Below are 25485 nucleotides of genomic sequence, written 5' to 3' on the forward strand. Positions count from 1 at the left end.
TCGTCAGAGGGTGTCGACCCAGTTGGTCAGCAGGGCGGCGCCGGCGTCGCCGGACTTCTCGGGGTGGAACTGGGTGGCCCAGAGCGGGCCGTTCTCCACTGCGGCGACGAACGGCTGCCCGTGGGTGGCCCAGGTGACCCTGGGGGCGCGGATCTTCTCCGAGTGGGTCTCCAGCACCCAGTGCCGCACGCCGTAGGAGTGCACGAAGTAGAACCGGGTGTCGGCGTCCATCCCGGCGAACATCCGGGTGTCGGCGGGCGCGTCGACGGTGTTCCAGCCCATGTGCGGGACGACCGGCGCGTCCAGCGGCTCGACGGTGCCGGGCCACTCGTCGCAGCCGGCGGTCTCCACGCCGTGCTCGACGCCCTTCTCGAACAGGATCTGCATGCCGACGCAGATGCCGAGCACCGGGCGTCCGCCGGCCAGCCGGCGGCCGATGACCTGCTCGCCGCGGACGGCCTTCAGGCCGCGCATGCACGCCTCGAAGGCGCCGACGCCGGGCACCAGCAGGCCGTCGGCGTCCAGCGCCCGCTGGAAGTTCGAGGTGACGGTGACGGTGGCACCGGTGCGCTCGACGGCGCGCTGGGCGGAGCGCAGGTTGCCGGAGCCGTAGTCCAGCACCACGACGTTCTTGGACATCTGTGGGGTCTCCTAGAGGCGCATGATGCCGGCGGCCAGGCACATGGCCGAGGCGAAGGCGAGGACGAGGACGACGCCCTTGGGCAGCTTCTGCTTCCAGAACGACCAGACGCCGCCCGCGAAGAAGAGCCCGAGGACGATCAGCAGCGTCGCCATCAGAGCGCGCCCTTGGTGGAGGGCAGGATGCCGGCGGCGCGCGGGTCGCGCTCGGAGGCGTAGCGCAGCGCCCGGGCCAGCGCCTTGAACTGGCACTCGACGATGTGGTGCGCGTTGCGGCCGTACGGGACGTGCACGTGCAGGGCGACCTGCGCCTGGGCGACGAAGGACTCCAGGATGTGCCGGGTCATCGTGGTGTCGTACGAGCCGATCATCGGGGCCATCTGCTCGGGCTCGGTGTGCACCAGGTACGGGCGGCCGGAGAGGTCGACGGTGACCTGGGCCAGCGACTCGTCCAGCGGGACGGTGCAGTTGCCGAACCGGTAGATGCCGACCTTGTCGCCGAGCGCCTGCTTGAAGGCGGCGCCGAGCGCGAGGGCGGTGTCCTCGATGGTGTGGTGGGTGTCGATGTGCAGGTCGCCCTCGGTCTTGACGGTGAGGTCGAAGAGGCCGTGGCGGCCGAGCTGGTCGAGCATGTGGTCGTAGAAGCCGACGCCCGTGGAGACGTCCGTCTTGCCGGTTCCGTCGAGGTCGATCTCGACCAGGACGGAGGTCTCCTTGGTGGTGCGTTCGACGCGGCCGATGCGGGACATGCGGGGTTACAGCTCCTTGGTTGCAAGCGAGACGGCGCTCAGGAACGCGTCGTTCTCGGCGGGGGTGCCGGCGGTGACGCGCAGCCAGCCGGGGACGCCGTTGTCGCGGATCAGCACGCCCTGGTCGAGGATCGCCTGCCACACCGCGCGGGTGTCGGCGAAGCGGCCGAACTGGATGAAGTTGGCGTCGGAGTCGGTGACGTCGAGGCCCAGCCCGCGCAGCGCGAGCACCACCCGGTCGCGCTCGGACTTGAGCCGGTCGACGTAGCCGAGCAGGGTGTCGGTGTGCTCCAGGCAGGCCAGCGCGGTGGCCTGGGTGACGGCCGACAGGTGGTAGGGCAGCCGGACCAGCTGCACCGCGTCCACCACGGCCGGGTCGGCGGCCAGGTAGCCGAGCCGCAGCCCGGCCGCGCCGAACGCCTTGGACATGGTGCGGCTGATCACCAGGTTCGGGCGGCCTTCGAGCAGCGGCAGCAGCGAGGCGCGGTGCGAGAACTCGACGTACGCCTCGTCGACCACCACCATGCTGGGCCCGGCGGCCTGCGCGGCCTCGTACAGGGCGAGCACGGTGTCGGCCGCGACGGCGGTGCCGGTCGGGTTGTTCGGCGAGCAGACGAAGACCACGTCCGGGCGCAGCTCGGCGATGGCCGCCCGGGCCGCGTCCAGGTCGATGGTGAAGTCCTCGTTGCGCGGGCCGGAGACCCAGCCGGTGCCGGTGCCGCGGGCGATCAGGGCGTGCATCGAGTACGAGGGCTCGAAGCCGATCGCGGTGCGGCCGGGCCCGCCGAAGGTCTGCAGCAGCTGCTGGAGCACCTCGTTGGAGCCGTTGGCGGCCCACACCTGGTCCTTGGTGACCGGGAAGCCGGTGGTGTCGCTCAGGTACGACGCCAGGCCGGTGCGCAGTTCGACCGCGTCCCGGTCCGGGTAGCGGTTGAGCTGCCGGGCGGCTTCGGCGACCCGCTCGGCGATCCGGGCCACCAGCGGCTCGGGCAGCGGGTACGGGTTCTCGTTGGTGTTCAGCTGGACGGGCACGTCCAACTGCGGTGCGCCGTACGGGGACTGGCCGCGCAGCTCGTCGCGGACGGGGAGGTCGTCGATCTTCGTCACGAGGTGGGAACCGTCCAGTCGCTGTGCCAGTGTTGTTCGTCTCCGACGAAACGCGCCTTCACGGCGTCGCCGTGGCCGGGCAGGTCCTCGGCCTCGGACAGGTTGACCACGTGCGCGGCGATCCCGGCCAGCGCTTCGCGGTCGTACTCGACCACCTGGACGCCGCGCAGGAAGGTCTGCACGGACAGGCCGGAGGAGTGGCAGGCGCAGCCGCCGGTGGGCAGCACGTGGTTGGAGCCGGCCGCGTAGTCGCCCAGCGAGACCGGGGTGAAGCGGCCGAGGAAGATCGCGCCCGCGTTGCGGACCCGCTCGGAGACGGCGTGCGGGTCGGCGGTCTGGATCTCCAGGTGCTCGGCGGCGTAGGCGTTGACCACCGCGAGGCCCTGCTCCAGGTCGTCGACCAGGATGATGCCGGACTGCGGGCCGCCGAGCGCCTCGGCCACCCGCTCGCCGTGCCGGGTGCGGGCGACCTGCGCCTTGAGCTCGGCCTCGACGGCGTCGGCCAGCAGCGGGGAGGCGGTGACCAGCACCGAGCCGGAGGTCGGGCCGTGCTCGGCCTGGCTGATCAGGTCGGCGGCGACCTCCGCGGCGTCCGCGGTGTCGTCGGCGAGCACCATGATCTCGGTCGGGCCGGCCTCCGAGTCGATGCCGATCCGGCCGGCGAACAGGCGCTTGGCGGCGGCGACGTAGATGTTGCCGGGGCCGGTGACCAGGTTGACCGGCGCGCACTCCTCGGTGCCGAGCGCGAACATCGCGACCGCCTGGGCGCCGCCGACCGCGTACACCTCGTCCACGCCGAGCAGCGCGCAGGCCGCCAGGATGGTCGGGTGGACCCGGCCGCCGAACGCCTTCTGCGGCGGCGAGGTGACGGCGATGCCGGCCACCCCGGCCTCCTGGGCGGGCACCACGTTCATCACCACGGAGGACGGGTAGACCGCCAGGCCGCCCGGCACGTACAGGCCGACCCGGTCGACCGGCACCCAGCGCTGGGTGACGGTGCCGCCGGGCACCACCTGCGTGGTGTGCCCGACCCGGCGCTGGTCGGCGTGCACGGCGCGGGCCCGGCGGATCGACTCCTCCAGCGCGGCGCGGACCTTCGGGTCCAGCTGCTCCAGCGCCTCGGCGATCCGCTCCGCGGGGACGCGGGTGGACTCCAGCCGGACGCCGTCGAAGCGCTCGGTGATCTCGATCAGCGCCGCGACCCCGCGATGGCGCACGTCCTCGGCGATCGGCCGCACCTTCTCCAGGGCGGCTTCGACGTCGAACTCGGCACGGGGGAGCACGTCGCGCGGGTCCGTGGAGGAGCCGCGGAGGTCGATTCGAGAGATCACAGGCCCAAGTGTAAGGAGTGGCGAAAACCGGCAGCCCGGCATTTCAGTCCGTGATACGAAGGGTGAGACGAAACCAAGATCATCGGGGGACGCGGTGGAGCAGGCACCGGACGACTGGACCGACACCGAGCGCGGCCTGTGGGACGCCTTCCGGCACGGCGAGGTGTACGACCTGCGGGCCGGGAGCGGCCCGGTCGAGCTGCTGCTCCCCGCCCCCGCCGGGCGGGCCGTCCGCCCGGCGGGGGCGGACGGCCCCGGCCACGGCCCGGACGACCCGGACCAGGACGGCCCCGGCCACGGCCCGGACGACCCGGACCAGGACGGCCCCGGCCACGGCCCGGACGACCCGTTCACCGGCGCGCCGTGGGGCCCGGAGCGCACCGTCCGCGCCGAGGTGATCGCCCGGCTGCTGCTGCACGGCCCGGAGGCCGCCCCCGGCAAGGTCACCGCGCTCAAGCTCACCGGCGCCCGGATCACCGGCGAGTTCACCCTGGCCGGCGGCCGGATCGGCTGCTACGTCGAGTTCCAGCTCTGCCGCTTCGAACGCAAGCTACTGCTCTCCGAGGCCACCGCCGGCACCCTGCGGATCGTCTCCTGCGCCCTGCCCCGGCTGGAGGGCTCCCGGCTGGCCACCGAGGGCGACGTGCACCTCGCCCGCTGCGGCATACCCGGCGGCATCCGGCTCACCGACGCCCGGATCGGCACCGACCTGCTGCTCAACCAGTCCGCCGTCGGCCCCGACGCGTACGGGCGGGCGGTCTCCGCCGACGGGCTCACCGTCAACCAGGACTGCGAGGCCGAACGGATCGAGCTGCTCGGCGAGCTGAGCCTGCGCTCGGCCCGGATCGGCGGCCGGCTCTCGCTGCGCGGCAGCTCGCTGCGGGCCGTCGGCCCGGACAATCCGAACGCGCTCAACGCGGCCCGGATCACCGTCGGCCACACCCTGTACCTGTCCGGCTCGGAGGACGCCAACTGGGCCGGCTCGCGCACCGTCTACGGCTCCGGCTACGGGGAGCCCGCGGGCACCGGGCACTACCGGGACACCACCCACACCCCGTTCCGCGCCCGGGGCCGGATCCGGCTCTCCGACGGGCGCTTCGACAACGCCTGCCTGATCACCGGTGCCGAGTTCCACCTCGGCCCGGGCGAGGAGCTCGCGCTCAGCCGGATCCAGACCCCCGAACTCCGCTTCGCCTGCGACGCCCCGCCCACCGGCCCGGTCACCCTCAACCGGGCCCGGATCGGCAACCTGGTCGACTCGCCCGACGCCTGGCCCACCGCGCACCACGTCTCGCTCACCGGCTTCACCTACGAGTCGCTGCGCCCCGTAGGCCCCTTCCCGCTGGAGCGCCGGATCGCCTGGGTCGACTCCGGCCGGGAGTTCCGCCCCGAGGCGTACGAGCAGCTCGCCGCCGCCCTGCGCCGCGACGGCGCCGACGAGGACGCCCGCGCCGTCCTGCACGCCAAGCAGCGCCGCCGCCGGCACACCCTGCCGCTGCCCGGCCGGATCTGGGGCCACCTCCAGGACGCCGCCGTCGGCTACGGCTACCGCCCCGGCCGGGCCGCCGCCTGGCTGGTGCTGGCCTGGGCACTGGGCACCGCGTACTTCGCCGGGCACGAGCCCGCGCCGCTCAAGGCCGACGAGAAGGTGGTCTGGAACCCGGCCCTGTACGCGGCCGGCAAGGTCCTCCCGCTGATCGACCTCGGCCAGAACGGCTGGAACCCGGACCGCGCCGGCCAGTGGGTCGCCACCGCCCTGGTGCTGACCGGCTGGGTGCTCGCCACCACCGCCGTGGCCGGCGTCACCCGGCTGCTCCAGCGCGGCTGACGCCCCCGGCCGCGAGCGAACCGCGGCGCGGCGGCGGCCCGCCGCCAACTACGCTGTCCGCCGTGACTGATCGGCTCCCGCTCTTCCCGCTCAACACGGTCCTGTACCCGGGCCTGGTGATGCCCCTGCACGTCTTCGAGGAGCGCTACCGCCACCTGGTCGCCGATCTCCTGGAACAGCCCGAGGACGCACCGCGCCGCTTCGGCGTGGTCGCCGTCAAGGACGGCCGGGGAACCACCCCGGTCCGCGAGAGCGAGGGCCCGGCGGGCCCGCTGGAGGGCCTCGGCGCCCCCGGCGGCGATCCGCTGGACGCCCTGTACGCGGTCGGCTGCGTCGCCGACGTCGCCTCCGTCCGCGAGCAGCCCGAGGGCCGGTACGAACTGCTGATCACCGGCACCACCCGGTTCCGGCTGCGCGCCCTCGACGCCACCGGCCCCTACCTGGTCGGCGAGGTCTCGGTGCTCCCCGAGGAGCCGGGCGAGGGCTCCGGCGCGCTCGCCGCCGGCGTCGAACGCGCCTTCCGCACCTACCAGAAGCGGCTGGCCGGGGCCCGCGAGGCCACCCTCAGCGGCGAACCCGAGCTCCCCGACGACCCGCAGGTGCTCTCCTACCTGGTCGCCGCCGCCACCTCGCTCTCCACCAAGGACAAGCAGGAACTCCTCGCCTGCCCCGACACCGCACAGCGCCTGACCCGCGAACTCGCCCTGCTCCGGCACGAGAGCGCGGTGCTCGCGAAACTCCCCTCGCTGCCCGCCGCCGAACTCACCCGCCAGGCGTTCAGCCCCAACTGAGGACCTCCGTGGCCAAGAAGAAGTCCCCCGGCGGCACCCCCGCCACCGTCGCCCTCGACACCGCCGGCGTCCCGTTCACCGTCCACGAGTACGCCCACGACCCGGCCGCCGCCTCCTACGGCGCGGAGGCCGCCGAGGCGATGGGCGTCTCCCCCGGCCGGGTGTTCAAGACCCTGCTCGCCGAGACCGACGGCACCCTCACCGTCGCCGTCGTCCCGGTCTCCGGCCGGCTCGACCTCAAGGCGCTGGCCGCCGCGCTCGGCGCCAAGCGCGCCGCCATGGCCGACCCGGCCGCCGCCGAGCGCTCCACCGGCTACGTGGTCGGCGGCATCTCCCCGCTCGGCCAGCGCCGCAGGCTGCGCACCGTCATCGACTCCGGCGTCCTCGCCCACCCCACCGTCTTCGTCTCCGCCGGCCGCCGCGGCACCGAGGTCGAACTCGCCCCGGCCGACCTGGTCCGCCTCACCGACGCGCTGACCGCCCCCATCGCGCGGGAGTGAACCCCGGGAGCCCGGGGGCCGGGGCTCAGGCCCGGTCGGCCGGGGGCGGCCCCGGCACCGGCCCCGGGGTCTCCCAGTACGGGGGGCGGTCCGGCTCGCGCTTGCCGAACGTCGCGGAGAGGGCGAGCAGCAGGATCATGGCCGTCATCGGCCAGACCATCAGCGCCCCCTTCGCGGTGAGCTCCAGCGGCCCGTCGAAGGTGCCGCCGTTGCCGACGGACAGCGCGTGGGCGCGCAGGTCGGAGGTGGCACCGAGGTGGGTGCCGAGCTGCCAGGCGATCACCGAGCCGAGCAGGCCGCCGACGGCCAGGCCGACGGCGACGGCGACACCGCCGCCGCGGGCGCGGGTCCACAGGAAGGCGCCGAGCGAGGTGAGCAGGCCGAGGCCGAGGCCGAGCAGCGAGAAGACGCCGACCGCGCCGATCAGCTCCTCGCCCTCCGGGTCCCGGTAGAGGATGTGGTCGTCCTGGACGGCGTAGCCGACCCGGGGGGCGAGCCAGAACCAGAGCAGGCCGAGCACCACGCCGAGGACCGCTCCGACGAGGGTGATGATCGCTCCGATCCGCAGTTCGGGGCCGATCGGCGGCCGCTTCGCGCGGTCGGACGGCTGCGGCGGGAAGGGCGGGGCGAAGGGGTCCGGCCCGGGCGAGCTACCCGCGGGTGTGTTCGGTACGGTCACGGGCCCATCGTTTCATGTCGGCCCGGGCGGATGTCGATCTCGACGGGACAACGACCACGGCGAACGACCCACCCACCGGCCGGGCGGTGTCCCGCCCCCCGTTCCGGCCGGGTCAGCTCGCGGCGCGCCGGTACGCCCAGGTGGCGAGGGTGAGCGAGACCAGGCCGACCGCGCCGCAGACGCCGAGGTCGAGGGTGATCCGGGCCCAGTCGGGGTGCGGGGCGAAGGTGAGCGCGAAGGCGTCGACGCCGTAGCTGGAGGGCAGCAGGTCGCGCAGCCACCGGACCGGCTCGGGGAGCCGGGAGGCGGGCAGGACGCCGAGCAGCAGGGCGGCGGACATGCCGAGCTGTCCGGCGAGGGTGGCGAGCTCCTGGCGGGGGGCGAGCAGGCCGAGGGCGGCGCCGAGGCCGGCCAGCGCGGCGCCGGCGAGCGGGATCACCGCGAGCAGGACCCACAGCCGGGCGAGGGGCAGTCCGAACATCCAGCAGCCGGCGCCGGCGGTGACGAAGACCCCGGGCACGGTGAAGGAGGCGTAGGCGGCGGCGGTGCCGAGCACCACGGAGGCGGGCGGCACCGGCAGGGTCGCGTAGTGGTCGAGGCCGCCGGTGGCGCGGAGCCGGCCGAAGTACTGGGCGAGCAGGTTGAGCGCGACGAAGGCGACCACCAGGACGGCGGAGCCGGCCACCACGGCGTGCGCGGAGGGGTTGTCGCCGGCGTCGACGACGCCGCGCATCATCACCAGGATGCCGATCGACTGGAAGGTGGCGACGAACAGCAGCGGGATCCGGGAGACCTTGGCGCGGGCCAGCTGGGCCCGGTAGACGGCGGCCAGCGCGGGCAGCAGCCGGGCGGCGGGGGCGAGCGGCGCGGGCGCGGTGGTGACGGCGGGGGCGTCGAGCAGGGTCATCGGGCGAGTCCTCCGGGCCGGCCGCCGAGCCGGAGGTAGGCGTCCTCCAGGGTGGGGGTGGCGAGGGTGAAGTCGTCGAGGGCGGCGAAGGCGGGTCCGGTGGTGACGGCGGCGACCAGTTCGCGGGCCTCGTCGGGGGTGGTGCGCAGGGTCCAGCGGCGGCCGGTGCGTTCGGCGCGCTCGGCGAGGGCGGCGACGGCGGGGACGGTCAGCGGGGCGTCGGTGCGCCAGACCAGGTCGAGCCGGACGTGGCCGTCGACCAGGGCCTTGAGGCCGCCGGGCGTGTCGCAGGCGATGACCTTGCCGGCGTCGATCACGGCGACCCGGTCGAGGACGGTCTCGGCCTCGATGACGTTGTGGGTGACCAGCAGCACGGTGGTGCCGCGTTCGGCGCGGCGGCGGTCGACGGCGCTCCAGACGGCGCGGCGGGCGAGCGGGTCCATGCCGGTGGTGGGTTCGTCCAGGACCAGCAGCGGGCGTTCGCCGATCAGGACGGCGGCGAAGCAGGCGAGCCGGCGCTGGCCGCCGGAGAGTTTGGCGAGCGGGCGGTGGGCGAGCGGTTCGAGGCCGAGTTCGGTGATCACCTCGGCGGTCTCGGCCCGGGCGGCGGCCCGGGACAGGCCGCGCAGCCGGCCGGTGGTCTCGGCGGCCAGGGCGACGGTGAGCTCGTCGAGGGCGGTGGACTCCTGCCCGAGGTAGCCGAGCAGCCGGGCGGCCCGTTCGGGGTGCCGGACGACGTCGTGGCCGAGCAGGTCGACCGTCCCGGCGTCGGGGCGGAGCAGGCCGGTGAGCTGGCGCACCAGGGTGGACTTGCCGGCGCCGTTGGGTCCGAGCAGGCCGAAGACCTCACCGCGGCGGACGGCGAGGTCGATGCCGTCGTTGGCCCTGACCTCGGTGCCGCCCGTCCGGTAGGTCTTGACCAGGCCGCTGACCGTGCAGCAGCCCTGAGGTGCCTTGCTCACGACGGAAGACTCTACGCGCCGTAAAGGGCGTTCCGGACACGCGGGGTGGGCAAGTCGGCCCGGGCGTCAGCTGTCCTGCCGGGCCTGCGCGGTGGGCCGGGTGTCGGGGACGCGGGCGGCGAGCTCCTTCCAGAAGCCCTCCCGGATGGCGTACCTGTCCTGCTCGTCGATCTGGTCCTCCTTGTGCGCGAGCAGGCCGAACCGGGCGGCGTAGCGCAGCAGTTCGCCGTCCAGGCGGTGCGGGATGCGCGGGTGGTCGGTCCACAGCAGGGCGGGGCGCTCGGTGGCGGCGAGGCGGTCGAGCCAGCGGCGGGCGAAGACCTGGCCGACCTCCTGCGGGTCGCCGCCGACGCTGGTGATGTCCTCCTCGCGGTCGGCCCAGCGCTGGGCGGAGGTGGTGATCCGGTCCAGGGTGGGCAGCGCGTCGGCGGCGGTGGCGGTGTCGGCGCGCTCGACCCAGCCGCGCTCGGAGGACCAGCGCAGCACCGGGCCGGCGGCGGCCGGGGCGGGGTCGGGGGGCGGGCCGGGGGCGGCGCGTCCGGCCAGGTCCTTGGGGGTGGGGATGACCCGCAGCGGAGCGCTGCGGGCGGCCGTCGCGGCAGCGGGTGCGGCGGCGGGTGCGGGGACGGCCGCGGCGGCGGGCAGCAGCGGGACGGGGCGGGGCCGGGGTGCGGCGGGCAGCACCGCGACGGGGGCGACCGGCTCGGCGGCGGCCTCCCGGGGGCGGGCCCAGCGCTGGATCCAGGCGCGGTCCAGCACCCGGCGCTCGTCGGCCTCGCCGACCAGTTCCTCGGACTGGTTGAAGTCCCCGTCGGCGGCCTCCAGCGCCCACAGGTGGACGGCGACGCCGTGCTCCTTGACGGAGGCGACGCCGGGCAGCAGGTCGCCGTCCCCGGTGACCAGCACCACGTCGGCGCAGGCGTGGTTGCGGGCGAGTTCGCTGAGTTCGGCGTGCATCGCGGCGTCCACGCCCTTCTGCACCCACCGGCCCTCGGCCCGGGTGAGCGCGCCCAGCCGGACGGTGACCCGGGGCAGCACCCGCAGCCGGCGGTGCTCGGGGGCGGGGCGGCGGTCGACGGCGGCGTCGAACCAGTAGATCCGCAGCAGCGGCAGGCCGGTCTCCGTCTCGGCGCGCTCGCGCAGCGCGGTGATCAGCACCGGGTGGTCGACGGCGATCCGGGCCCGGCCGGGCTCCCCCGCGAGCAGGCTGGCGGCCGCGCCCAGCAGGTAGCCCGCGTCGACCAGGACGACGCAGCGGTCCATCTCCGGCACCTCCTCCTCGGCCCGGGCCCCGGCGGTGGGGCGCCGCCCGGCGGCCCGGCGACCGTTGGGCACACCTTTCCCCTCCGTCCGCCCGCCGAACCGCGCCGCGCCCGCCGCGCGCCGACCCTGGATACTGGGACACCGTGCGGAAGAGTGCGGTGGTGCTGTGCGCGGTGGCGGCGATCGGGGCGGTGGCGGTCGTCCTGGTCCCGGCGACCTCGCCGGAGACCTCCAGCGGGGACACCGAGCTGGTGTCGGTGGTGGTCAACCACGGCCGCACGGTCGAGCTGGGCCCGGCCGAGACCCGCACCGTCCCGGTGGAGGTGACGGCGAGCGACCGCTCGGGCATCCGCGCGGTGGACCCGATCGGCCTGTGGGGGCCCAACTACGGGACGTTGAAGGTCGGCCCGATGTCCTGCGTCCCGCTGGACGCGGCCGGGACCACGGCCCGGTGCAGCGGTGAGGCGGTGATCGCGGCCGGCTCGCGGGCGCTCTTCGACGACCAGGCCGGGACCTGGTTCGTCGACCTGCGGATCCGGGCCGCCGACGGCGACCGGTACGTGTCGAAGAACGCCGCCGGGTTCTCGCTCAAGCGCACCGCCGGGTTCGACCTGGCGTCGGTGGTCCCGGCCCGGGCGGCGGTGGGCGAGGCGGTCACCGTCCGGGGGCGCCTGCGGCGCGCGGACTGGGACCGCGACGCCGAGGTGCCCCAGCAGGGCACCACCGCCTACCTGCAGTTCCGGCCGGCCGGCAGCAGCACCTGGAGCACCCTGGCCAGCACCGGCACGGACGCCGACGGGCTGCTGTCGCTGAACGTGCCGGTGCGCGGCCCGGGCGCGTTCCAGTGGTACGCGCCGGGCGACAAGTGGACGGGGAGCGCCCTGTCGGAGGTGCTGCCGCTGCGGGTCGACGCGCCGGAGTCGCACCCGGGCCGGTGAGCCCGGCCGCGGGCGCGAGGGGCCGCGGCCCGCGGACGCGACGGGCCCCCGGGCGGGTGCCCGGGGGCCCGTCGGGGCGGGGGCGCCGGGGTCAGCCGCGCAGCTCGGCGGCGACCAGCTCGGCGATCTGCACGGCGTTGAGCGCCGCGCCCTTGCGCAGGTTGTCGTTGGACAGGAACAGCGACAGGCCGTGCTCCACCGTCTCGTCGGCCCGGATCCGGCCGACGTAGCTCGGGTCCTGGCCGGCGGCCTGGAGCGGGGTGGGGATGTCGGTCAGCGCGACGCCGGGGGCGCCGGCCAGCAGCTCGACGGCGCGCTCGGGGGCGAGCGGGCGGGCGAAGCGGGCGTTGACCTGGAGCGAGTGGCCGGTGAAGACCGGGACGCGCACGCAGGTGCCGGAGACCTTGAGCCCGGGGATGCCGAGGATCTTGCGGCTCTCGTGGCGGAGCTTCTGCTCCTCGTCGGTCTCGTTGCTGCCGTCGTCGACGATCGACCCGGCGAGCGGGACGACGTTGAAGGCGATCGGGCGCTGGTAGACGCCGGGCTCGGGGTACTCGACGGCGGCGCCGTCGTGGACCAGCGCGGTGGCGCCGTCGACCACCTTGCGGGCCTGCTCGTGCAGCTCGGAGACGCCGGCCAGGCCGGAGCCGGAGACCGCCTGGTAGGTGGAGACCACCAGGGCGACCAGCTCGGACTCCTCGTGCAGCGGGCGCAGCACCGGCATCGCGGCCATGGTGGTGCAGTTGGGGTTGGCGATGATGCCCTTGGGGCGCTCGGTGATCGCCTCGGGGTTGACCTCGGCGACGACCAGCGGGACCTCGGGGTCGCGGCGCCAGGCGGAGGAGTTGTCGATGACGACGGCTCCGGCGGCGGCGACCTCGGGGGCCAGCGCCTTGGAGGTGGCGCCGCCCGCCGAGAAGATCACGATGTCCAGGCCGCTGTAGTCGGCCGTGGCGGCGTCCTCGACGGTGATCTCGGTGTCCTTCCAGGGCAGGGCGCGCCCCGCCGAGCGGGCCGAGGCGAACAGCCGCAGCTGTTCGACCGGGCCCAATGGACCGTTCAAGTCGGCCCGCTCCGCCAGGATCTCGCGGACCACGCCGCCGACCTGACCGGTGGCACCTACGATGCCGATCCTCATCCGTCTCTCCTCCTGCTACCGGTTGGGCCGGTTGTCCCGGCCCATCATGCCTTGTCAGAGCGGGTTCCGGCGGGGGCGTCCCAAAGCGTGAACGCTTCCCGTCCGAGGCGGAAATCCCTCCTGCGCAGGTGCCCGCCCACCGGAAATCCTGCGCGTGGTCGCGCGGTTCTCAGGCGTGCGCGAGCAGCGGCAGCCGCACCGCGGGCGTCGGGATGCGTCCGGCGCGGTGCAGCAGCGCCTTGAGCGCGGTCGGGTTCGGCCCGGTGAAGGCCGACCGGGAGACCTCGGCGAGTTCGGCGCCGAGGGTGCGGGCGCGGGCCGCGTCGCCGTCCGCCCAGGCCCGGTGCAGGGCGGCGAACCGGGCGGTCTCCAGGTGGGCGGAGGCCAGGATGCCGCCGTCGGCGCCGAGGGCCAGCAGCGGGGAGAGGAACAGGTCGTCGCCGGCCAGCACGCCGCGCGGGGCGGCGGCCAGCAGCGCGATCGTCTGCTCGTCAATGCCGCCGGCCGAGTACTTGACCCCGGCCACGCCGGGCAGCGCGAGCAGGTCCAGCAGGGCGGCGGCGCCCAGCGGCTGACCGGTGCGGTACGGGATGTGGTAGACCACCAGCGGCAGCGGGCTGGTCGCGGCGAGGGCCCGGAAGTGGGCCAGGACGCCGGCCTCGCCGGGCCGGACGAAGGCGGGGACGGCGACCAGCGCGGCGTCGGCCCGGCCGTCCAGGGCGGCCAGTGCCTCGGCGGTGCGGGCGGTGCCGCCGTGGCCGGCGCCGACGGTGAGCGGCGCGCCGTGCGCGTCGCAGGCCCGGCGGCAGACCTCGACCACCGCGTCCTGCTCGGCGGTGGTCAGCGAGCCGGGTTCGCCGGTGGTGCCGAGGGCGACCAGGCCGGCGGCGCCGTCCGCGAGCAGGTCGCGGGCGAGCCGTTCCAGGGCGTCGAGGGCGACGGCGCCGTCGGCGGTGAAGGGCGTGACCAGCGGGACGTGGATGCCGTGCAGTTCCATGCGGGGAAGCCTGCCGGGCGGCGACCGTGCGGGTCCAGTTCACATTTCCGATGCTTCTCGTAAGCTGGGCCGATGCTCGAGGTGCGAAGGCTGCGGTTGCTGCGCGAACTGGCCCGGCTGGGGACGATCGCGGCGGTCGCCGAGGCGCTGGCGTTCAGTCCTTCGGCGGTGTCCCAGCAGCTGTCGGTGCTGGAGCGGGAGGCGGGGGTGCCGCTGCTGGAGCGGACCGGGCGGCGGGTGGCGCTGACCCCGGCGGGGCGGAACCTGGTGCGGCACACCGAGGCGGTGCTGGAGCTGCTGGAGCGGGCGGACGCCGAGCTGGCGCACGCCCGCAGCGGGCCGGCCGGGCCGCTGCGGATCGGCGCCTACCCGTCCGCGGTGCGCGCCCTGGTGCCGGCGGCGCTGGCCGAGCTGGCGGCCCGGCACCCGGAGCTGGAGCCGATGGTGAGCGAGGTGGACCCGGCGGCGGTGGCCGGGGCGCTGCGGGCGGGCGAGCTGGACGTGGCGCTGGTGCACGAGTACGACCTGGTGCCGGGCGAGCCGGAGGAGGGGATCGCGCTGACCGGGCCGGTGTTCGCCGAGCCGCTGTACCTGGCGGCCCGCTCCGGCGGCGCCCTGGCCGAGCACCGGGACAGCCCGTGGATCACCGCCCCGGCCGGGACGCTGTGCCACGCGATGGTGCAGCGGGTCTGCCAGGCGGCCGGGTTCGCGCCGCGGGTGCGCCACCTGGTGGACGACTTCGCGGCCCAGCTGGCCCTGGTGGCGGTGGGCCAGGGGGTGGCGCTGGTGCCGCAGTTGGGCGTGGACCGGTGCCCGCCGGGCGTGGCGCTGACCCGGCTGCCGCTGTACCGGCGCACCCGGACCGCGTTCCGGGCCGGCGGGGCCGCGCACCCGGCGGTGGCGGCCTTCGCGGCGGCCCTGCACGCGGCGGTCCCGGCCGGGCTGCGCTCCTCCTGACGTCCCGGGGCGCGGGGGCGGTCGATAGCCTTCCGCCATGCATCAGTTGAACGAGCAGCAGGAGCAGCCGGGCCGGTTCGGGCCGGACGCCACGGTGGAGGTCCGGGCCGAGCAGGTGGGGGCGGTGCGCACCGAGTACGCGCCGGACCACGACGGCGACCCGGACCCGGGCGAGATCGTCTGGACGTGGGTGCCGTACGAGGAGAACGACGGGCGGGGCAAGGACCGGCCGGTGCTGGTGGTGGCCCGGGAGGCGGGCGGTTCGCTGCTGACGGTGATGCTCTCCAGCAAGGGCCACGACGACGACCGGGACTGGGTGCCGCTGGGCCCCGGCCCGTGGGACCGCAGCGGGCGGGACTCCTGGGTGGCGCTGGACCGGGTGTTCCGGGTCCGCGACGGCGGGATGCGGCGCGAGGCGTGCGCCCTGGACCGGGCCCGGTTCCAGCGGGTGGTGGACTCGCTGCGGCTCCGTTACCGCTGGCGCTGAGTAACGATTATCCGATCATTCTTCCCAGCTCTCCCCGGTACCGGTACAACAACTCCAGGATTCCCACCAGTTGAGCTGGAGTCGTACGCATGAGCAGCAACACCCCTCCCGGCTACGAGCCCTCGAAGGACCCCTACGGCCAGTACGCGCAAGGCGGGCAGTCGGACTGGCTCGGCCCGACCCCGCCGCCCGGCGCGCAAGCCGCCCCCGGCACCCGGGTGCTGGCCGCCCCGGTGGACCGCTTCCTGGCCCGCCTGGTCGACGTGGCGGTCCTGATCGTCCCGCTGATCATCGTCAACCTGATCTCCCCCGGCGTGCTCCTCTACTACGTGCTGGCCGCGGTGGTGGTGGTCGGCTACGAGGGCGCCATGCTGACGACCCAGCACGGCCAGACCGTCGGCAAGAAGGTCCTCAGGCTCCGGGTGGTCGACGCGGCCGGCGGCGGCCGCCCGGCCGACGGCCAGTTCTGGACCCGGGCCGCCATCTACGGCGGCCCGAACCTGGTCCCGGTCGTCGGTGGCCTGTTCTCGCTGGTCAACTGCCTGTCCCTGCTGTGGGACAAGCCGCTCCAGCAGTGCTTCCACGACAAGGGCGCCAGGACCGTGGTGGTCAAGGAGCACTGACCGCCCCTCGGCGGACGGGCCCCGGCGGAGTGCGACTCCGCCGGGGCCCGTCCGCGCGCACCGCCGTCAGCTGGCCAGGCAGCTCGGCCCGAGCAGCTGCTTGAGGTCGCCGAACAGCGCCGGGTCGGACTTCACCCGGTGCCGGTCCAGCCGCAGCACCACCGTCCTGGTCCGGCCGCGCAGGTGGACGTGGACCTCGGTGCTGCCCCGGTGGCTGCCCAGCACCTCGCCGAGCCGGGAGACGATCGGCGGGGTCAGCTTGTTCTCCGGCACGGTGATCACGATCGGCAGCTGCGCCCCGACGTTGCTCAGGTCGGGCACCGCCAGCTCCATGCCCATCAGCCGCGGCACGTCCTCCCGCTTGTCGAGCTTGCCGCGGACGAACACCACGGCGTCCTCGACCAGTTGCGAGGAGACCAGCTGGTAGCTGGCCGGGAAGAACATGCAGTCGATCGAGCCGGCCAGGTCCTCGACGGTGGCGATCGCCCAGGCGTTGCCCTGCTTGGTCATCTTGCGCTGGAGGCCCGAGATGATGCCGCCGATGGTGACGATCGTCCCGTCGGGGCGCTCGGCCAGGTCGGCGACCGCGCAGTCGGCCTTGTCGGCCAGCACGTGCTCGATGCCGTTCAGCGGGTGCGAGGAGACGTACAGGCCGAGCATCTCGCGCTCCTGGGTGAGCAGGAAGGACTTGTCCCACTCCTCCTCGGAGAACACCACGTCCAGCCCGAAGGACGGCTCGTCCGAGACGCTGTCGCCGCCGAACAGGTCGAACTGTCCCTCGGCCTCCTTGCGCTTGATCCCGACCACGTTGTCGATCATTGGCTCGAACTGGGCGGTCAGGCCCTTGCGGGTGTGCCCGAGCGAGTCGAACGACCCGGCCTTGATCAGCGATTCGACGGTGCGCTTGTTGCACACCACCGACTCGACCTTCTCCAGGAAGTCCGGGAACGAGGCGTACTTCCCCTTGGCCTTGCGGGTGCGGATCATCGACTCCACCACCGGCCCGCCGACGTTGCGGATCGCGGTCAGGCCGAACCGGACGGTCTCGCTGCCGTGCGGGGTGAAGTCGGCGTCGGACTCGTTGACGTCCGGCGGCAGCACCTGGATGCCCATCTTGCGGCACTCGTTGAGGTAGACCGCCGACTTGTCCTTGTCGTCCTTGACCGAGGTCAGCAGCGCCGACATGTACTCGGCCGGGTAGTTGGCCTTCAGGTACGCCGTCCAGTACGAGACCAGCCCGTAGCCGGCGGTGTGCGCCTTGTTGAAGGCGTAGCCGGAGAACGGCACCAGCACGTCCCAGACCGCCTGGATCGCCGCGTCCGAGTAGCCGCGCTCCCGGCAGCCCCTCTGGAACGGGACGAACTCGGCCTCCAGGATCTCCTTCTTCTTCTTGCCCATCGCGCGGCGCAGCAGGTCGGCCTGGCCGAGCGAGTAGCCGGCCAGGATCTGCGCGGCCTTCTGCACCTGCTCCTGGTAGACGATCAGGCCGTAGGTGGGCTCCAGGATCTCCTTGAGCGGCTCCTCCAGCTCCGGGTGGATCGGGGTGATCTCCTGCTGGCCGTTCTTGCGCAGCGCGTAGTTGGTGTGCGAGTTGACGCCCATCGGGCCCGGCCGGTACAGCGCCAGGACGGCGGAGATGTCCTCGAAGTTGTCGGGCTTCATCAGGCGCAGCAGCGAGCGCATCGGGCCGCCGTCGAGCTGGAAGACGCCGAGCGTGTCGCCGCGGGCGAGCAGTTCGTAGGCGGGCTTGTCGTCCAGCGGGAGCTGGAGCAGCTCGATCTTGACGCCCTTGTTCTTCTCGATCGCCTTGACGGCGTCGTCCATGATCGTCAGGTTGCGCAGTCCGAGGAAGTCCATCTTGAGAAGGCCGAGGCCCTCGCAGGTGGGGTAGTCGAACTGGGTGATGGTGACGCCGTCGGTGTGCCGGGTCCAGACCGGGATGTGGTCGGTCAGCGGCTCGGCGGACATGATCACGCCGGCCGCGTGCACGCCGGGCTGGCGGATCAGGCCCTCGATGCCGCGGGCGGTGTCGATCACCTTGCGGACGTCGGGGTCGTTCTCGTACAGGCTGCGGATCTCGCCCGCCTCGCCGTAGCGGGGGTGCGAGGAGTCGGTGATGCCGGACAGCGGGATGCCCTTGCCCATCACGTCCGGCGGCATCGCCTTGGTGATCCGGTCGCCCATCGCGTACGGGTAGCCCAGGACCCGGGAGGAGTCCTTGATGGCGGCCTTCGCCTTGATGGTGCCGTACGTGACGATCATGGCGACCTTGTCGGCGCCCCACTTCTCCGTCACGTAGCGGATCACGTCGCCGCGCCGGCGCTCGTCGAAGTCGATGTCGACGTCGGGCATCGAGATGCGCTCGGGGTTGAGGAAGCGCTCGAAGATCAGGCCGTGCGGGATCGGGTCGAGGTCGGTGATGCCCATCGCGTAGGCCACCAGCGAGCCGGCCGCGGAGCCTCGGCCGGGGCCGACCGCGATGCCCTGGCTCTTGGCCCACATGATGAAGTCGGCGACCACGAGGAAGTACGCCGGGAACCCCATCTGGATGATGGTGTCCATCTCGTACTCGGCGAGCTTCTTGTGCTCCTCGTCGTAGCCGCCCGGGAAGCGCCAGTCCATGCCCTCCCAGACCTTGGACTTGAAGAAGTCCGCCTCGGACTCGAAGCCCTCCGGGATCGGGAAGCGCGGCATCAGGTTCTTGAACTCGAACATGCCGGCGGTGTCGACCCGCTGGGCGACCAGCAGCTGGCTGTTGCGGCAGCCCTCCTGCCAGGCGTCCGAGGAGTCCAGGCCGTACATCTCGGCGGCCGACTTGATGTAGTAGCCGGTGCCGTCGAACCGGAAGCGGTCCGGGTCGGAGAGGTTCTTGCCGGTCTGCACGCACAGCAGCAGGTCGTGGGCGCCCGCGTCGCCCTCGGTGGTGTAGTGCGAGTCGTTGGTGACCACCGGCGGGATGTTCAGCTTCCTGCTGATCTCCAGCAGGCCGTCGCGGACCCGCTTCTCGATGTCCAGGCCGTGGTCCATCAGCTCCAGGAAGTAGTTCTCCTTGCCGAAGATGTCCCGGTACTCGGCCGCCGAGCGGACCGCCTCGTCGAACTGGCCCAGCCGCAGCCGGGTCTGCACCTCGCCGGAGGGGCAGCCGGTGGTGGCCATCAGGCCCGCCGCGTGCTCGGCGATGATCTCCTTGTCCATCCGGGGCCACTTCACCAGCCAGCCCTCCGCGTAGGAGCGCGAGGTCAGCTTGAAGAGGTTGTGCAGGCCCTCCTTGTTCCGGGCCCAGATGGTCTTGTGGGTGTACGCGCCGGACGCCGAGACGTCGTCCTTCTTCTGGTGCGGCTGGCCCCACAGGACGCGCTTGGTGTTGGACCGGGAGTCCGGGGCGACGTACGCCTCGATGCCGATCACCGGGGTGATCCCGGCCGCGGTGGCCTGCTTGTGGAACTCGGCGGCGCCGTACATGTTGCCGTGGTCGGTCATCGCGACGTGGGTCTGCCCGAGCCGTTCGACCTCCTTGAACAGCTGCTTCAGCCGGGCGGCGCCGTCCAGCATCGAGTACTCGGTGTGGACGTGCAGGTGCGCGTACGGCTGGTCGCTCAAGGCGGGGCCTCCGGGGTCCTGGGAGAGGGCTGAAACACGTGAGGCCCGAGCCACCACCAGGGCTCGGACCACGGCTTCCGGGATCGCGCCCCCGAGTCTAATCCCCTCCGCTACCCTCCGATCCACCACACGCGCACCGGGAGGGAACCCGTCATGGCCTACGCCCCACCACCCCAGGTCCCGCCCCGGCCGGGCGGGGGCGGGCTGCCCGGGATCGGCGTGCTGATGCTGCTCCAGGTCCTCGTCCAGAGCGCCGTGCTCGGCTCCTGCCTGGTCCGCGGCGGCCTCGGCTACCTGCCCGACGCGCTCGGCCTCTCGTACGCGCACCCGGTGCCCGGACCGGTGGGCTTCGCCGGGGCGGACATCGCCTCCCTGCTGGCGACGGCGGTGCTGATGTGCGGCGCGTTCGCCGGCGGGCGCTGGGTGCGCGGCGCGGCCGTGCTGCTCGGCGCGGTGAACGGGTACGCGGCGCTGTCCCAGCTGGTGAACCTGTTCGGCGGGGACCGGCTGTCGCGCGAGTTCGCCTACCGGCCGGTCGGGAACCTGCTGCTGACCTGCACCCTGGTGGTGACCGTGCTGGTCGCGGCGGCCACCGCGGTCGTCGTCGCCGCCACCCGCGCCCCCGCCGTCCCGGCCGCCCCGCCCGCGCTGTTCCCGCCGCCCGGACCGCCCGGCTACCGGCCGCCCTACGGCCCCGGCCCGGTGCCCGCGCCCGTGCCCGGCCCGTGGGGCGCCGCGCAGCCCGCGCCCCCGGCCGTCCCGCCGCCCCGGCCGCCCGCCGACGGCCACGGCGCCGCGTACGCCTACCCCCCGCCGCCGCCCGTCCCGCCGGTGTCCTGACCGGCTGTGAGGTGGGCCCCCGACGAGCGCGCCCGAAAGGCCCGGCGATGCCCGAGATCCGCACCCTGACCGACCGCGAGCTGACCGTCGGCTACTTCGAGCGCCAACTGCTGGACCGCGCCGGGGGGTCGACCGCCGCCGCGGCGGTCTCCCGGCTGGCCGCGCTGCAGGCGCAGTACTCGCCGTCGCCGCACCTGGCGCTGTGGGCCCGGCTGCCCGGGTTCCGGCCGTCGGAGCTGGAGGCCGCGCTGCTGGACGGCACCGTGGTCAAGTCGACGCTGATGCGCGGCACCCTGCACCTGGTCCCCGGCGCCGACTACGGGCACCTGGCGGCGGCCTGGCGCCGCCGGTGGCTGACCGACCTGCGCGGCCGGCACCGGGACGCCGACCTGGACGAACCGGCCCTGGAAGCCTCGCTGCGGGCCTTCGCGGCCGTCCCGCGCAGCGCCCGGGAGCTGCGCGAGCACACCGCCGCGGCGTCCGGCGGCCGGGTCCGCACCGAGGACCTGCTGAACTACCCGCGGGCGCTGCTCCCGCTGGTGCACGTCGCCCCGTCCGGGCACTGGCGGGCGCACGGCCGGCCGCGGCTGGTGCTGTGGCCGGGCGAGCTGCCGCCGGAACCGGCCGCCACCGCCCGCCTGGTGCGCCGCTACCTGGCGGGCTACGGCCCGGCCTCGCGCGCCGACGTCGCGCACTTCACCGGCCTGCGGCTGCGCCAGGTCGACCCGGCGCTGGCCGAGCTGGGCGAGCTGGTCCGCCACCGGGCCGAGGACGGCCGCGAGCTGCTCGACCTGCCCGGCGCCCGGCCGCCGTCCGACCCGGGCCGCGAGCTGCCGGTGCGCCTCCTGCCGAAGTGGGACGCCGCGCTGCTCTCGCACGCCGACCGCACCCGGATGCTGCCCGCCGCGATCCACCACCAGGTCTACCGGGCGGCCAACGGGACGCTGCTGGCCTCCTACCTGGTGGACGGCCTGGTCGCGGGCGTCTGGGAGCACCAGCGCACCCGCGGCGCCGCCGTGCTCACCCTCACCCCGCTGCTGCCGCACGGCCGCCGCGCCGAGCTGGAGCGGGAGGGCGGGCGGCTGCTGGCCCTCCTGGAGCCGGACGCGGAGAGCCGGACGGTGGCCTTCGCGTCCTGACCCGCCCGGGCCGCCCCGCCCCGCCCGCCCCGGGCGGCCCTCAGCCCTCGCCGTCCAGTTCGGCCAGGAAGGCCAGCGCGGCCGCCCAGGTCCGCTCGGCCGCCTCGGCGTCGTGGTCGGGCAGCTCGGCGTCGGTGTACAGGTGCCCGGCGCCCCGGTAGCGGTGCACCTCGACGTCGGCCCCGGCCCGGGTCATCAGCAGGTACCAGGTGTTCAGCCAGTCCTCGGACTCGAACGCGTCCGGCTCGGCGACGTGCAGCTGCACCGCGATCCGGGTGGCGGCGTCCTCCCGCAGGTCGGAGGTGCCGTGCAGGAGCAGCAGCCCGCGGGCCTGCTCGTCGGCCAGCGCCAGGTTCTGCGCCAGCGACCCGCCGAGCGAGAACCCGGCGTACACCAGCCCGCCCGCCACCGGCAGCAGCGGGGCCACCGCCCCCACCGCCCGCCGCAGCAGCTCGTCGTTGCCCACCTCGTCCCGGTACGCCATGCCCTCCTCCAGCTCCTCGAAGACCCGCCCCTCGTACAGGTCGGGGGTGTGCACGGTGTGCCCGGCGGCGCGCAGCCGCCCGGCGGCCTCGGTGACGGCGGGGCGCAGGCCGTACGCGGAGTGGAACAGGACGATCTCGGCCACGGGTCGGGCTCCTCGGTGCTGCGGGTGGTGCGCTGGTGCGGACCCTCCATGATCGCCCATCCCGGGACGCGCGGGGGCCCGGCCCACCGGTGGGCGGGCCGGGCCGTTCGGCGCGGGGGCGGTCAGTACGAGGTGCTGACGGAGACTCCGCCGAAGGACTGCTGCCCGTAGAGGCTGACGTAGTGGTAGCCGGCGTGCGGGTTGCTGACGGTGAGCGTCTCGGCGTTGCCGGCGCCGGTGGACCTGGCGGTGTAGGAGCCGGTGGTGGCCCAGTTGGCGCCGCTGTAGTAGAGGTCGGCGTTGCCGGTGCCGCCGGCGGCGGTGATGGTCAGGCTGGTGGTGCCGGCCGGGACGTACAGGTAGAAGTAGGCGTAGTTGCCGGCGGTGGCGGCGACGTCGGAGCGGCCGCAGCCCCGGTCGAGCTGCCGGGTGTCGGCGCCGGTGCACTCGGGGACGGAGGGGGTGGTGGGGGTGCCGCAGTTGCCGCCGTTGCAGGCCGTCAGCCAGGCGTTGAAGTCGGCGTCGTAGCGGGTGCCGATGGTGGTCTTGAGGATCGTCCGGGCCCCGTTCCAGTCCCCGGCGCGGTACTCGGCCAGCACGGCGTCCAGGTCGGCGCGGTGCGACTGGAGCATGTAGCGGACCGCCAGGTAGCCCCAGTTGTAGATCCGGGTCTGGTCGGCGTTGTCGTAGGTGGTGTCGAACAGGGTGGACAGCGCGTAGGTGTGCTGCCCGGCCTGGGTGAGGGCGTCGGTGTACTCGACGCCGCGGTACGAGTAGGAGACGTACTCGGCGAAGCCCTCGACCCACCAGACGGTCGGGGTGGCCATGCCGGCGTCGAAGTCGCCGGCCATGTCGAAGCGGCCGTCGAGGTAGTGGGTGTACTCGTGGTTGAGGTTCCAGATCTGGAAGTCCGGGCGGACCCACTCGGCCTCGTAGGCGACGAACCGGGGCTGGTTGCCCGCCGCGGCCGGGTCGCCCTCCAGGTACATGCCGCCGTTGTCGGTGGAGATCCCGAAGATGGTGCCGGCGTAGGTCTGGTAGTCGGCGCTGGAGTGGAAGACCACCACGTCGATGGTGGAGTTATGGTCGTTCGCGACCGCGCCGCCGTCCCGGACCACGCCGTGGAAGTAGGCGTCCTGGCCCTTGAGGCTGGTGCAGGCGGTGGTCAGCTGGGCGGCGGTCAGCGCCTGGGCGACGATCCTGATGCTGGGGCTGCAGGTGTAGTCGACCGTCAGCACGGCGGCCTCTAGGCGGTTCGCCAGGTCGCAGGTGCCGTAGTACGAGCAGTCGGCCCGGTCGTAGCTGTCGGTCATCTCGGCCAGGCCGACCCAGAGCGCGGCGGTGCGCCCGGTGATCGCGCTCTGGTCCAGCAGGCCCTTCACCAGCGGCCGGACCTTCGCCCGGAGCGCCGGGTACTGGAGGAAGCGGCCCAGCTCGCGGCCGGCGTTGGAGACCAGGTAGCCGTTGTCGCCGCCGAGCAGCGCGCCGTTGCGGGAGGCGAAGGACTGCAGGGCGTCCAGCACGCTCGGGTCGGCCTGCACGGCGGGCGGGAAGTCGCTGTTCTGGTGGCCGCGCCACAGCACCGTGTAGACGTTGTTGACGGCGTTGAGCATGTACCAGGACGCGTCGTAGGAGCTGTCGTAGCCGTTCAGCAGGCGCTTGACGACGTTCAGGTAGCGGGCGTTCTCGGCGGCGCTGTCGATCAGGGTGACCGCCTCGGAGAGCGTGGCGCCGTTGGCGTCGGTGACGTCCCGCGAGTGCGCGCTGTTGAAGAAGGCGTCCAGGCCGCCCTCGATCGCGCTCTTCAGGCCGCTGCCGTAGCTGCCGACCACGTCCGGGTTGTACCACTGCACGTAGTAGCCGGCCCGCAGGTACAGCACGATCTGGGTGGCCGAAGTGGAGTCGTCGCCCGGGTAGGTGGCGGACAGGTCGCGCAGCGCGTCGGCCACGCCGACCATCTGCGACTCCTTGAACGCCAGCTTCGCGTCGTTGCCCTTGAGCAGGAACAGCGAGTTGACGCAGTCCACCGAGGCGGACTTGATCTGCGCCACCAGGGCGCTGCCGGTGCGGCCGGTGAAGTCCGAGGCGTTGCAGGTCGCCGCGGCGGCCGTCGCCCCGGCCGTCGCCGTGGCCCGGGCGGTGGCGGGCTCGGCCTTGAGCGTCAGCGGCGGCCGCTTGCTGGCGTCCGCCCGCACGTCGCGGTCGGAGTCCTTGCGGCGCTCGGCCGCCTGGGTGCTGCGGGGTGCAGACCGGGACGACTTCGCCGCCCGGTCGGAGTCGGTCGGCCGCTGTCCGGCCGGGGCGGCGGCCCCGGCGCTCGGCGCCAGGGCGCCGAGGAAGCCGAGGGCCAGGCTGAGGGAGAGCAGCAGACTCGTCGCCCGTCCGGTGGGCGCGGCTGTTTTCCGGAAGGTTCGCACGTGGGGGCCTCCGGGCCGGTGTGGCGCCGCGGTTGGGGGGCCGCGGCCGAGGGTCGGAGGCCGTCGAGGTGCCCCGACGGCCAGGTGACATGTACAATTGCACATGTCACCTGTCACCGGAAGACCCCGTCCGCAAGTCAACCGCCCCGGACGGCCCCCCGGTCCGCCAGCCGCCCGGCCAACTCCGGCAGGTCCTCGACGAACCACAGCTGCCGACCGCGGTTGCTCTCCCGGACGAAGTCGCGCAGCGCGTCCGACTCCGCCACCCACGCCGCGACGTCCCCCACCACCGCCAGGCCCGTCCGGTACTGCGCGAACTTCTGCACCACCGCCCCCGCGACCCCGCTGCGCAGCCGGAAGAACTCCGCCCCCAGCCGCTCCACCGGCAGCGCCACCCAGGACGCCTCCCGGTGGTACGCGTCACCCAGCAGGTCCAGCGCCGCGCGCTCCCCCGCCACCACCTCCCCCTCGGCCGCGGCCACCAGCACCCGCGCCCCGCCCAGCTCCCGAACGTCCGTCACCGCACCTCTCCCGTCAGGTCGTCGACCAGCGCCAGCACGTCCGCCACCCGCCGCGGCGGCCCCATCACCACGAAGCGCAGCACGCTCCGCTCCTCCTCCCGCACCGCCTGCACCCACAGCGGCCGCGGCCCGCCGGACCACGCGTTCGCCGCCGCCAGCACCCCCGTCACCAGCCGATCGGCGTCCCGCGCGCCCACCCCCTCCACCTGCACCACCGCCGAGGCGTCCACCCGGGCCGGCTTCAGCGGCACCCCGCCCCCGGTGAACGCCTCCACCTCCGCCCGGGCGATCCGGTACTGCTTCCCGATCCGCACCGCCTTGAGCTTCCCGTCCCGCACGTACCCCCGCACGGTCTTCACGTGCAGCCCGAGCAGCTCGGCCACGTCCTCGACCGAGTAGAAATCGTTCATTCCCCATCCTTCCCTATCCATCCCAACCGTACAG

General features: G+C 74.1%; 25 protein-coding genes. 9 read left to right on the plus strand and 16 right to left on the minus strand.

Annotation, left to right across the window (positions count from 1 at the left end):
- Window positions 1–3 precede the first annotated feature (3 nt).
- The 5 genes from hisH to hisD are packed head-to-tail and all read right to left on the minus strand — an operon-like array spanning window position 4 to window position 3826.
- The gene (hisH, locus tag ACIQVD_RS01390; RefSeq protein ID WP_402285215.1) at window positions 4–639 is read right to left on the minus strand and encodes an imidazole glycerol phosphate synthase subunit HisH; all 636 of its coding nucleotides are present in this window, start codon (window positions 637–639) and stop codon (window positions 4–6) included.
- Window positions 640–651: 12 nt separating this feature from the next.
- Complete coding sequence (locus tag ACIQVD_RS01395) at window positions 652–795, minus strand: hypothetical protein (RefSeq protein ID WP_400688326.1); 144 nt, start codon at window positions 793–795, stop codon at window positions 652–654.
- On the minus strand, window positions 795–1388 hold the full coding sequence (hisB, locus tag ACIQVD_RS01400) for an imidazoleglycerol-phosphate dehydratase HisB (RefSeq protein ID WP_100835761.1): 594 nt from the start codon (window positions 1386–1388) through the stop codon (window positions 795–797). The genes ACIQVD_RS01395 and hisB overlap by 1 nt, the downstream gene beginning before the upstream one ends.
- Before the next feature lie 6 nt (window positions 1389–1394).
- Window positions 1395–2495, minus strand: a complete 1101-nt coding sequence (locus tag ACIQVD_RS01405; protein ID WP_402285217.1) for a histidinol-phosphate transaminase — start codon at window positions 2493–2495, stop codon at window positions 1395–1397.
- A complete protein-coding gene (gene hisD / locus ACIQVD_RS01410; protein WP_402285219.1) occupies window positions 2492–3826 on the minus strand; it encodes a histidinol dehydrogenase in 1335 nt (444 codons plus the stop codon). Before hisD ends, ACIQVD_RS01405 begins: the two co-directional genes overlap by 4 nt.
- Window positions 3827–3920: 94 nt before the next feature.
- Between hisD and ACIQVD_RS01415 the strand changes: the two genes are divergently transcribed.
- From ACIQVD_RS01415 to ybaK, 3 genes are all read left to right on the plus strand, one after another.
- Window positions 3921–5654 (plus strand): oxidoreductase, encoded by a 1734-nt coding sequence (locus ACIQVD_RS01415; RefSeq protein WP_402285221.1) that lies wholly within the window; start codon window positions 3921–3923, stop codon window positions 5652–5654.
- Window positions 5655–5716: 62 nt separating this feature from the next.
- On the plus strand, window positions 5717–6445 hold the full coding sequence (locus tag ACIQVD_RS01420) for an LON peptidase substrate-binding domain-containing protein (RefSeq protein WP_400688335.1): 729 nt from the start codon (window positions 5717–5719) through the stop codon (window positions 6443–6445).
- An 8-nt stretch (window positions 6446–6453) separates the two neighbouring features.
- A complete protein-coding gene (gene ybaK / locus ACIQVD_RS01425; protein ID WP_402285223.1) occupies window positions 6454–6945 on the plus strand; it encodes a Cys-tRNA(Pro) deacylase in 492 nt (163 codons plus the stop codon).
- Window positions 6946–6970: 25 nt separating this feature from the next.
- On the opposite strand, the gene ACIQVD_RS01430 is transcribed toward ybaK, so the two are convergent.
- The 4 genes from ACIQVD_RS01430 to ACIQVD_RS01445 form a co-directional block, all read right to left on the minus strand.
- Entirely contained in the window at window positions 6971–7624 is a 654-nt protein-coding gene (locus ACIQVD_RS01430) for a DUF2567 domain-containing protein (RefSeq protein ID WP_400688340.1), read from the minus strand.
- 112 nt (window positions 7625–7736) lie between these two features.
- Window positions 7737–8531 (minus strand): ABC transporter permease, encoded by a 795-nt coding sequence (locus ACIQVD_RS01435; protein ID WP_400688342.1) that lies wholly within the window; start codon window positions 8529–8531, stop codon window positions 7737–7739.
- Window positions 8528–9493 (minus strand): ABC transporter ATP-binding protein, encoded by a 966-nt coding sequence (locus tag ACIQVD_RS01440; protein ID WP_400688344.1) that lies wholly within the window; start codon window positions 9491–9493, stop codon window positions 8528–8530. The genes ACIQVD_RS01435 and ACIQVD_RS01440 overlap by 4 nt, the downstream gene beginning before the upstream one ends.
- A gap of 66 nt (window positions 9494–9559) precedes the next feature.
- The gene (locus tag ACIQVD_RS01445) at window positions 9560–10756 is read right to left on the minus strand and encodes an NYN domain-containing protein (RefSeq protein ID WP_402285831.1); all 1197 of its coding nucleotides are present in this window, start codon (window positions 10754–10756) and stop codon (window positions 9560–9562) included.
- A gap of 143 nt (window positions 10757–10899) precedes the next feature.
- Between ACIQVD_RS01445 and ACIQVD_RS01450 the strand changes: the two genes are divergently transcribed.
- Complete coding sequence (locus tag ACIQVD_RS01450; RefSeq protein WP_402285226.1) at window positions 10900–11694, plus strand: hypothetical protein; 795 nt, start codon at window positions 10900–10902, stop codon at window positions 11692–11694.
- A 91-nt stretch (window positions 11695–11785) separates the two neighbouring features.
- Here ACIQVD_RS01450 and ACIQVD_RS01455 read toward each other — a convergent pair whose 3' ends face one another.
- Both ACIQVD_RS01455 and ACIQVD_RS01460 read right to left on the minus strand, forming a co-directional pair.
- On the minus strand, window positions 11786–12832 hold the full coding sequence (locus tag ACIQVD_RS01455) for an aspartate-semialdehyde dehydrogenase (RefSeq protein WP_400688348.1): 1047 nt from the start codon (window positions 12830–12832) through the stop codon (window positions 11786–11788).
- Window positions 12833–13001: 169 nt separating this feature from the next.
- A complete protein-coding gene (locus ACIQVD_RS01460) occupies window positions 13002–13829 on the minus strand; it encodes a dihydrodipicolinate synthase family protein (RefSeq protein WP_400688350.1) in 828 nt (275 codons plus the stop codon).
- Between the two features lie 72 nt (window positions 13830–13901).
- On the opposite strand from ACIQVD_RS01460, the gene ACIQVD_RS01465 reads away from it, so the two are divergent.
- From ACIQVD_RS01465 to ACIQVD_RS01475, 3 genes are all read left to right on the plus strand, one after another.
- The gene (locus tag ACIQVD_RS01465) at window positions 13902–14786 is read left to right on the plus strand and encodes a LysR family transcriptional regulator (RefSeq protein ID WP_100835771.1); all 885 of its coding nucleotides are present in this window, start codon (window positions 13902–13904) and stop codon (window positions 14784–14786) included.
- A gap of 37 nt (window positions 14787–14823) precedes the next feature.
- A complete protein-coding gene (locus ACIQVD_RS01470; RefSeq protein WP_400688352.1) occupies window positions 14824–15273 on the plus strand; it encodes a type II toxin-antitoxin system PemK/MazF family toxin in 450 nt (149 codons plus the stop codon).
- Between the two features lie 89 nt (window positions 15274–15362).
- The gene (locus ACIQVD_RS01475) at window positions 15363–15896 is read left to right on the plus strand and encodes an RDD family protein (protein ID WP_402285229.1); all 534 of its coding nucleotides are present in this window, start codon (window positions 15363–15365) and stop codon (window positions 15894–15896) included.
- 66 nt (window positions 15897–15962) lie between these two features.
- Here ACIQVD_RS01475 and dnaE read toward each other — a convergent pair whose 3' ends face one another.
- The gene (dnaE, locus tag ACIQVD_RS01480) at window positions 15963–19496 is read right to left on the minus strand and encodes a DNA polymerase III subunit alpha (RefSeq protein ID WP_100835774.1); all 3534 of its coding nucleotides are present in this window, start codon (window positions 19494–19496) and stop codon (window positions 15963–15965) included.
- A 153-nt stretch (window positions 19497–19649) separates the two neighbouring features.
- On the opposite strand from dnaE, the gene ACIQVD_RS01485 reads away from it, so the two are divergent.
- Together ACIQVD_RS01485 and ACIQVD_RS01490 are read left to right on the plus strand one after the other, a co-directional pair.
- The gene (locus tag ACIQVD_RS01485) at window positions 19650–20336 is read left to right on the plus strand and encodes a hypothetical protein (protein WP_402285231.1); all 687 of its coding nucleotides are present in this window, start codon (window positions 19650–19652) and stop codon (window positions 20334–20336) included.
- A gap of 47 nt (window positions 20337–20383) precedes the next feature.
- Window positions 20384–21475 (plus strand): winged helix DNA-binding domain-containing protein, encoded by a 1092-nt coding sequence (locus tag ACIQVD_RS01490; RefSeq protein ID WP_400688359.1) that lies wholly within the window; start codon window positions 20384–20386, stop codon window positions 21473–21475.
- Window positions 21476–21515: 40 nt separating this feature from the next.
- Here the strand turns inward: ACIQVD_RS01490 and ACIQVD_RS01495 are convergent, their stop codons facing one another.
- The 4 genes from ACIQVD_RS01495 to ACIQVD_RS01510 all read right to left on the minus strand — a co-directional run bounded on the left by ACIQVD_RS01495 (window position 21516) and on the right by ACIQVD_RS01510 (window position 25451).
- Window positions 21516–22103 carry a dienelactone hydrolase family protein gene (locus tag ACIQVD_RS01495; protein WP_402285233.1) on the minus strand — a complete coding sequence of 196 codons (588 nt, stop codon included), beginning with the start codon at window positions 22101–22103 and terminating at the stop codon, window positions 21516–21518.
- A gap of 122 nt (window positions 22104–22225) precedes the next feature.
- Window positions 22226–24472, minus strand: a complete 2247-nt coding sequence (locus ACIQVD_RS01500; RefSeq protein ID WP_402285834.1) for a M9 family metallopeptidase — start codon at window positions 24470–24472, stop codon at window positions 22226–22228.
- A 185-nt stretch (window positions 24473–24657) separates the two neighbouring features.
- A complete protein-coding gene (locus ACIQVD_RS01505) occupies window positions 24658–25041 on the minus strand; it encodes a DUF4180 domain-containing protein (RefSeq protein ID WP_402285235.1) in 384 nt (127 codons plus the stop codon).
- Entirely contained in the window at window positions 25038–25451 is a 414-nt protein-coding gene (locus tag ACIQVD_RS01510; RefSeq protein WP_400688365.1) for a helix-turn-helix domain-containing protein, read from the minus strand. The genes ACIQVD_RS01505 and ACIQVD_RS01510 overlap by 4 nt, the downstream gene beginning before the upstream one ends.
- Window positions 25452–25485 lie beyond the last annotated feature (34 nt).

It is taken from the genome of Kitasatospora sp. NPDC090308, assembly GCF_044769485.1.
In the GTDB taxonomy this organism is placed as follows: Bacteria; Actinomycetota; Actinomycetes; order Streptomycetales; family Streptomycetaceae; genus Kitasatospora; species Kitasatospora fiedleri.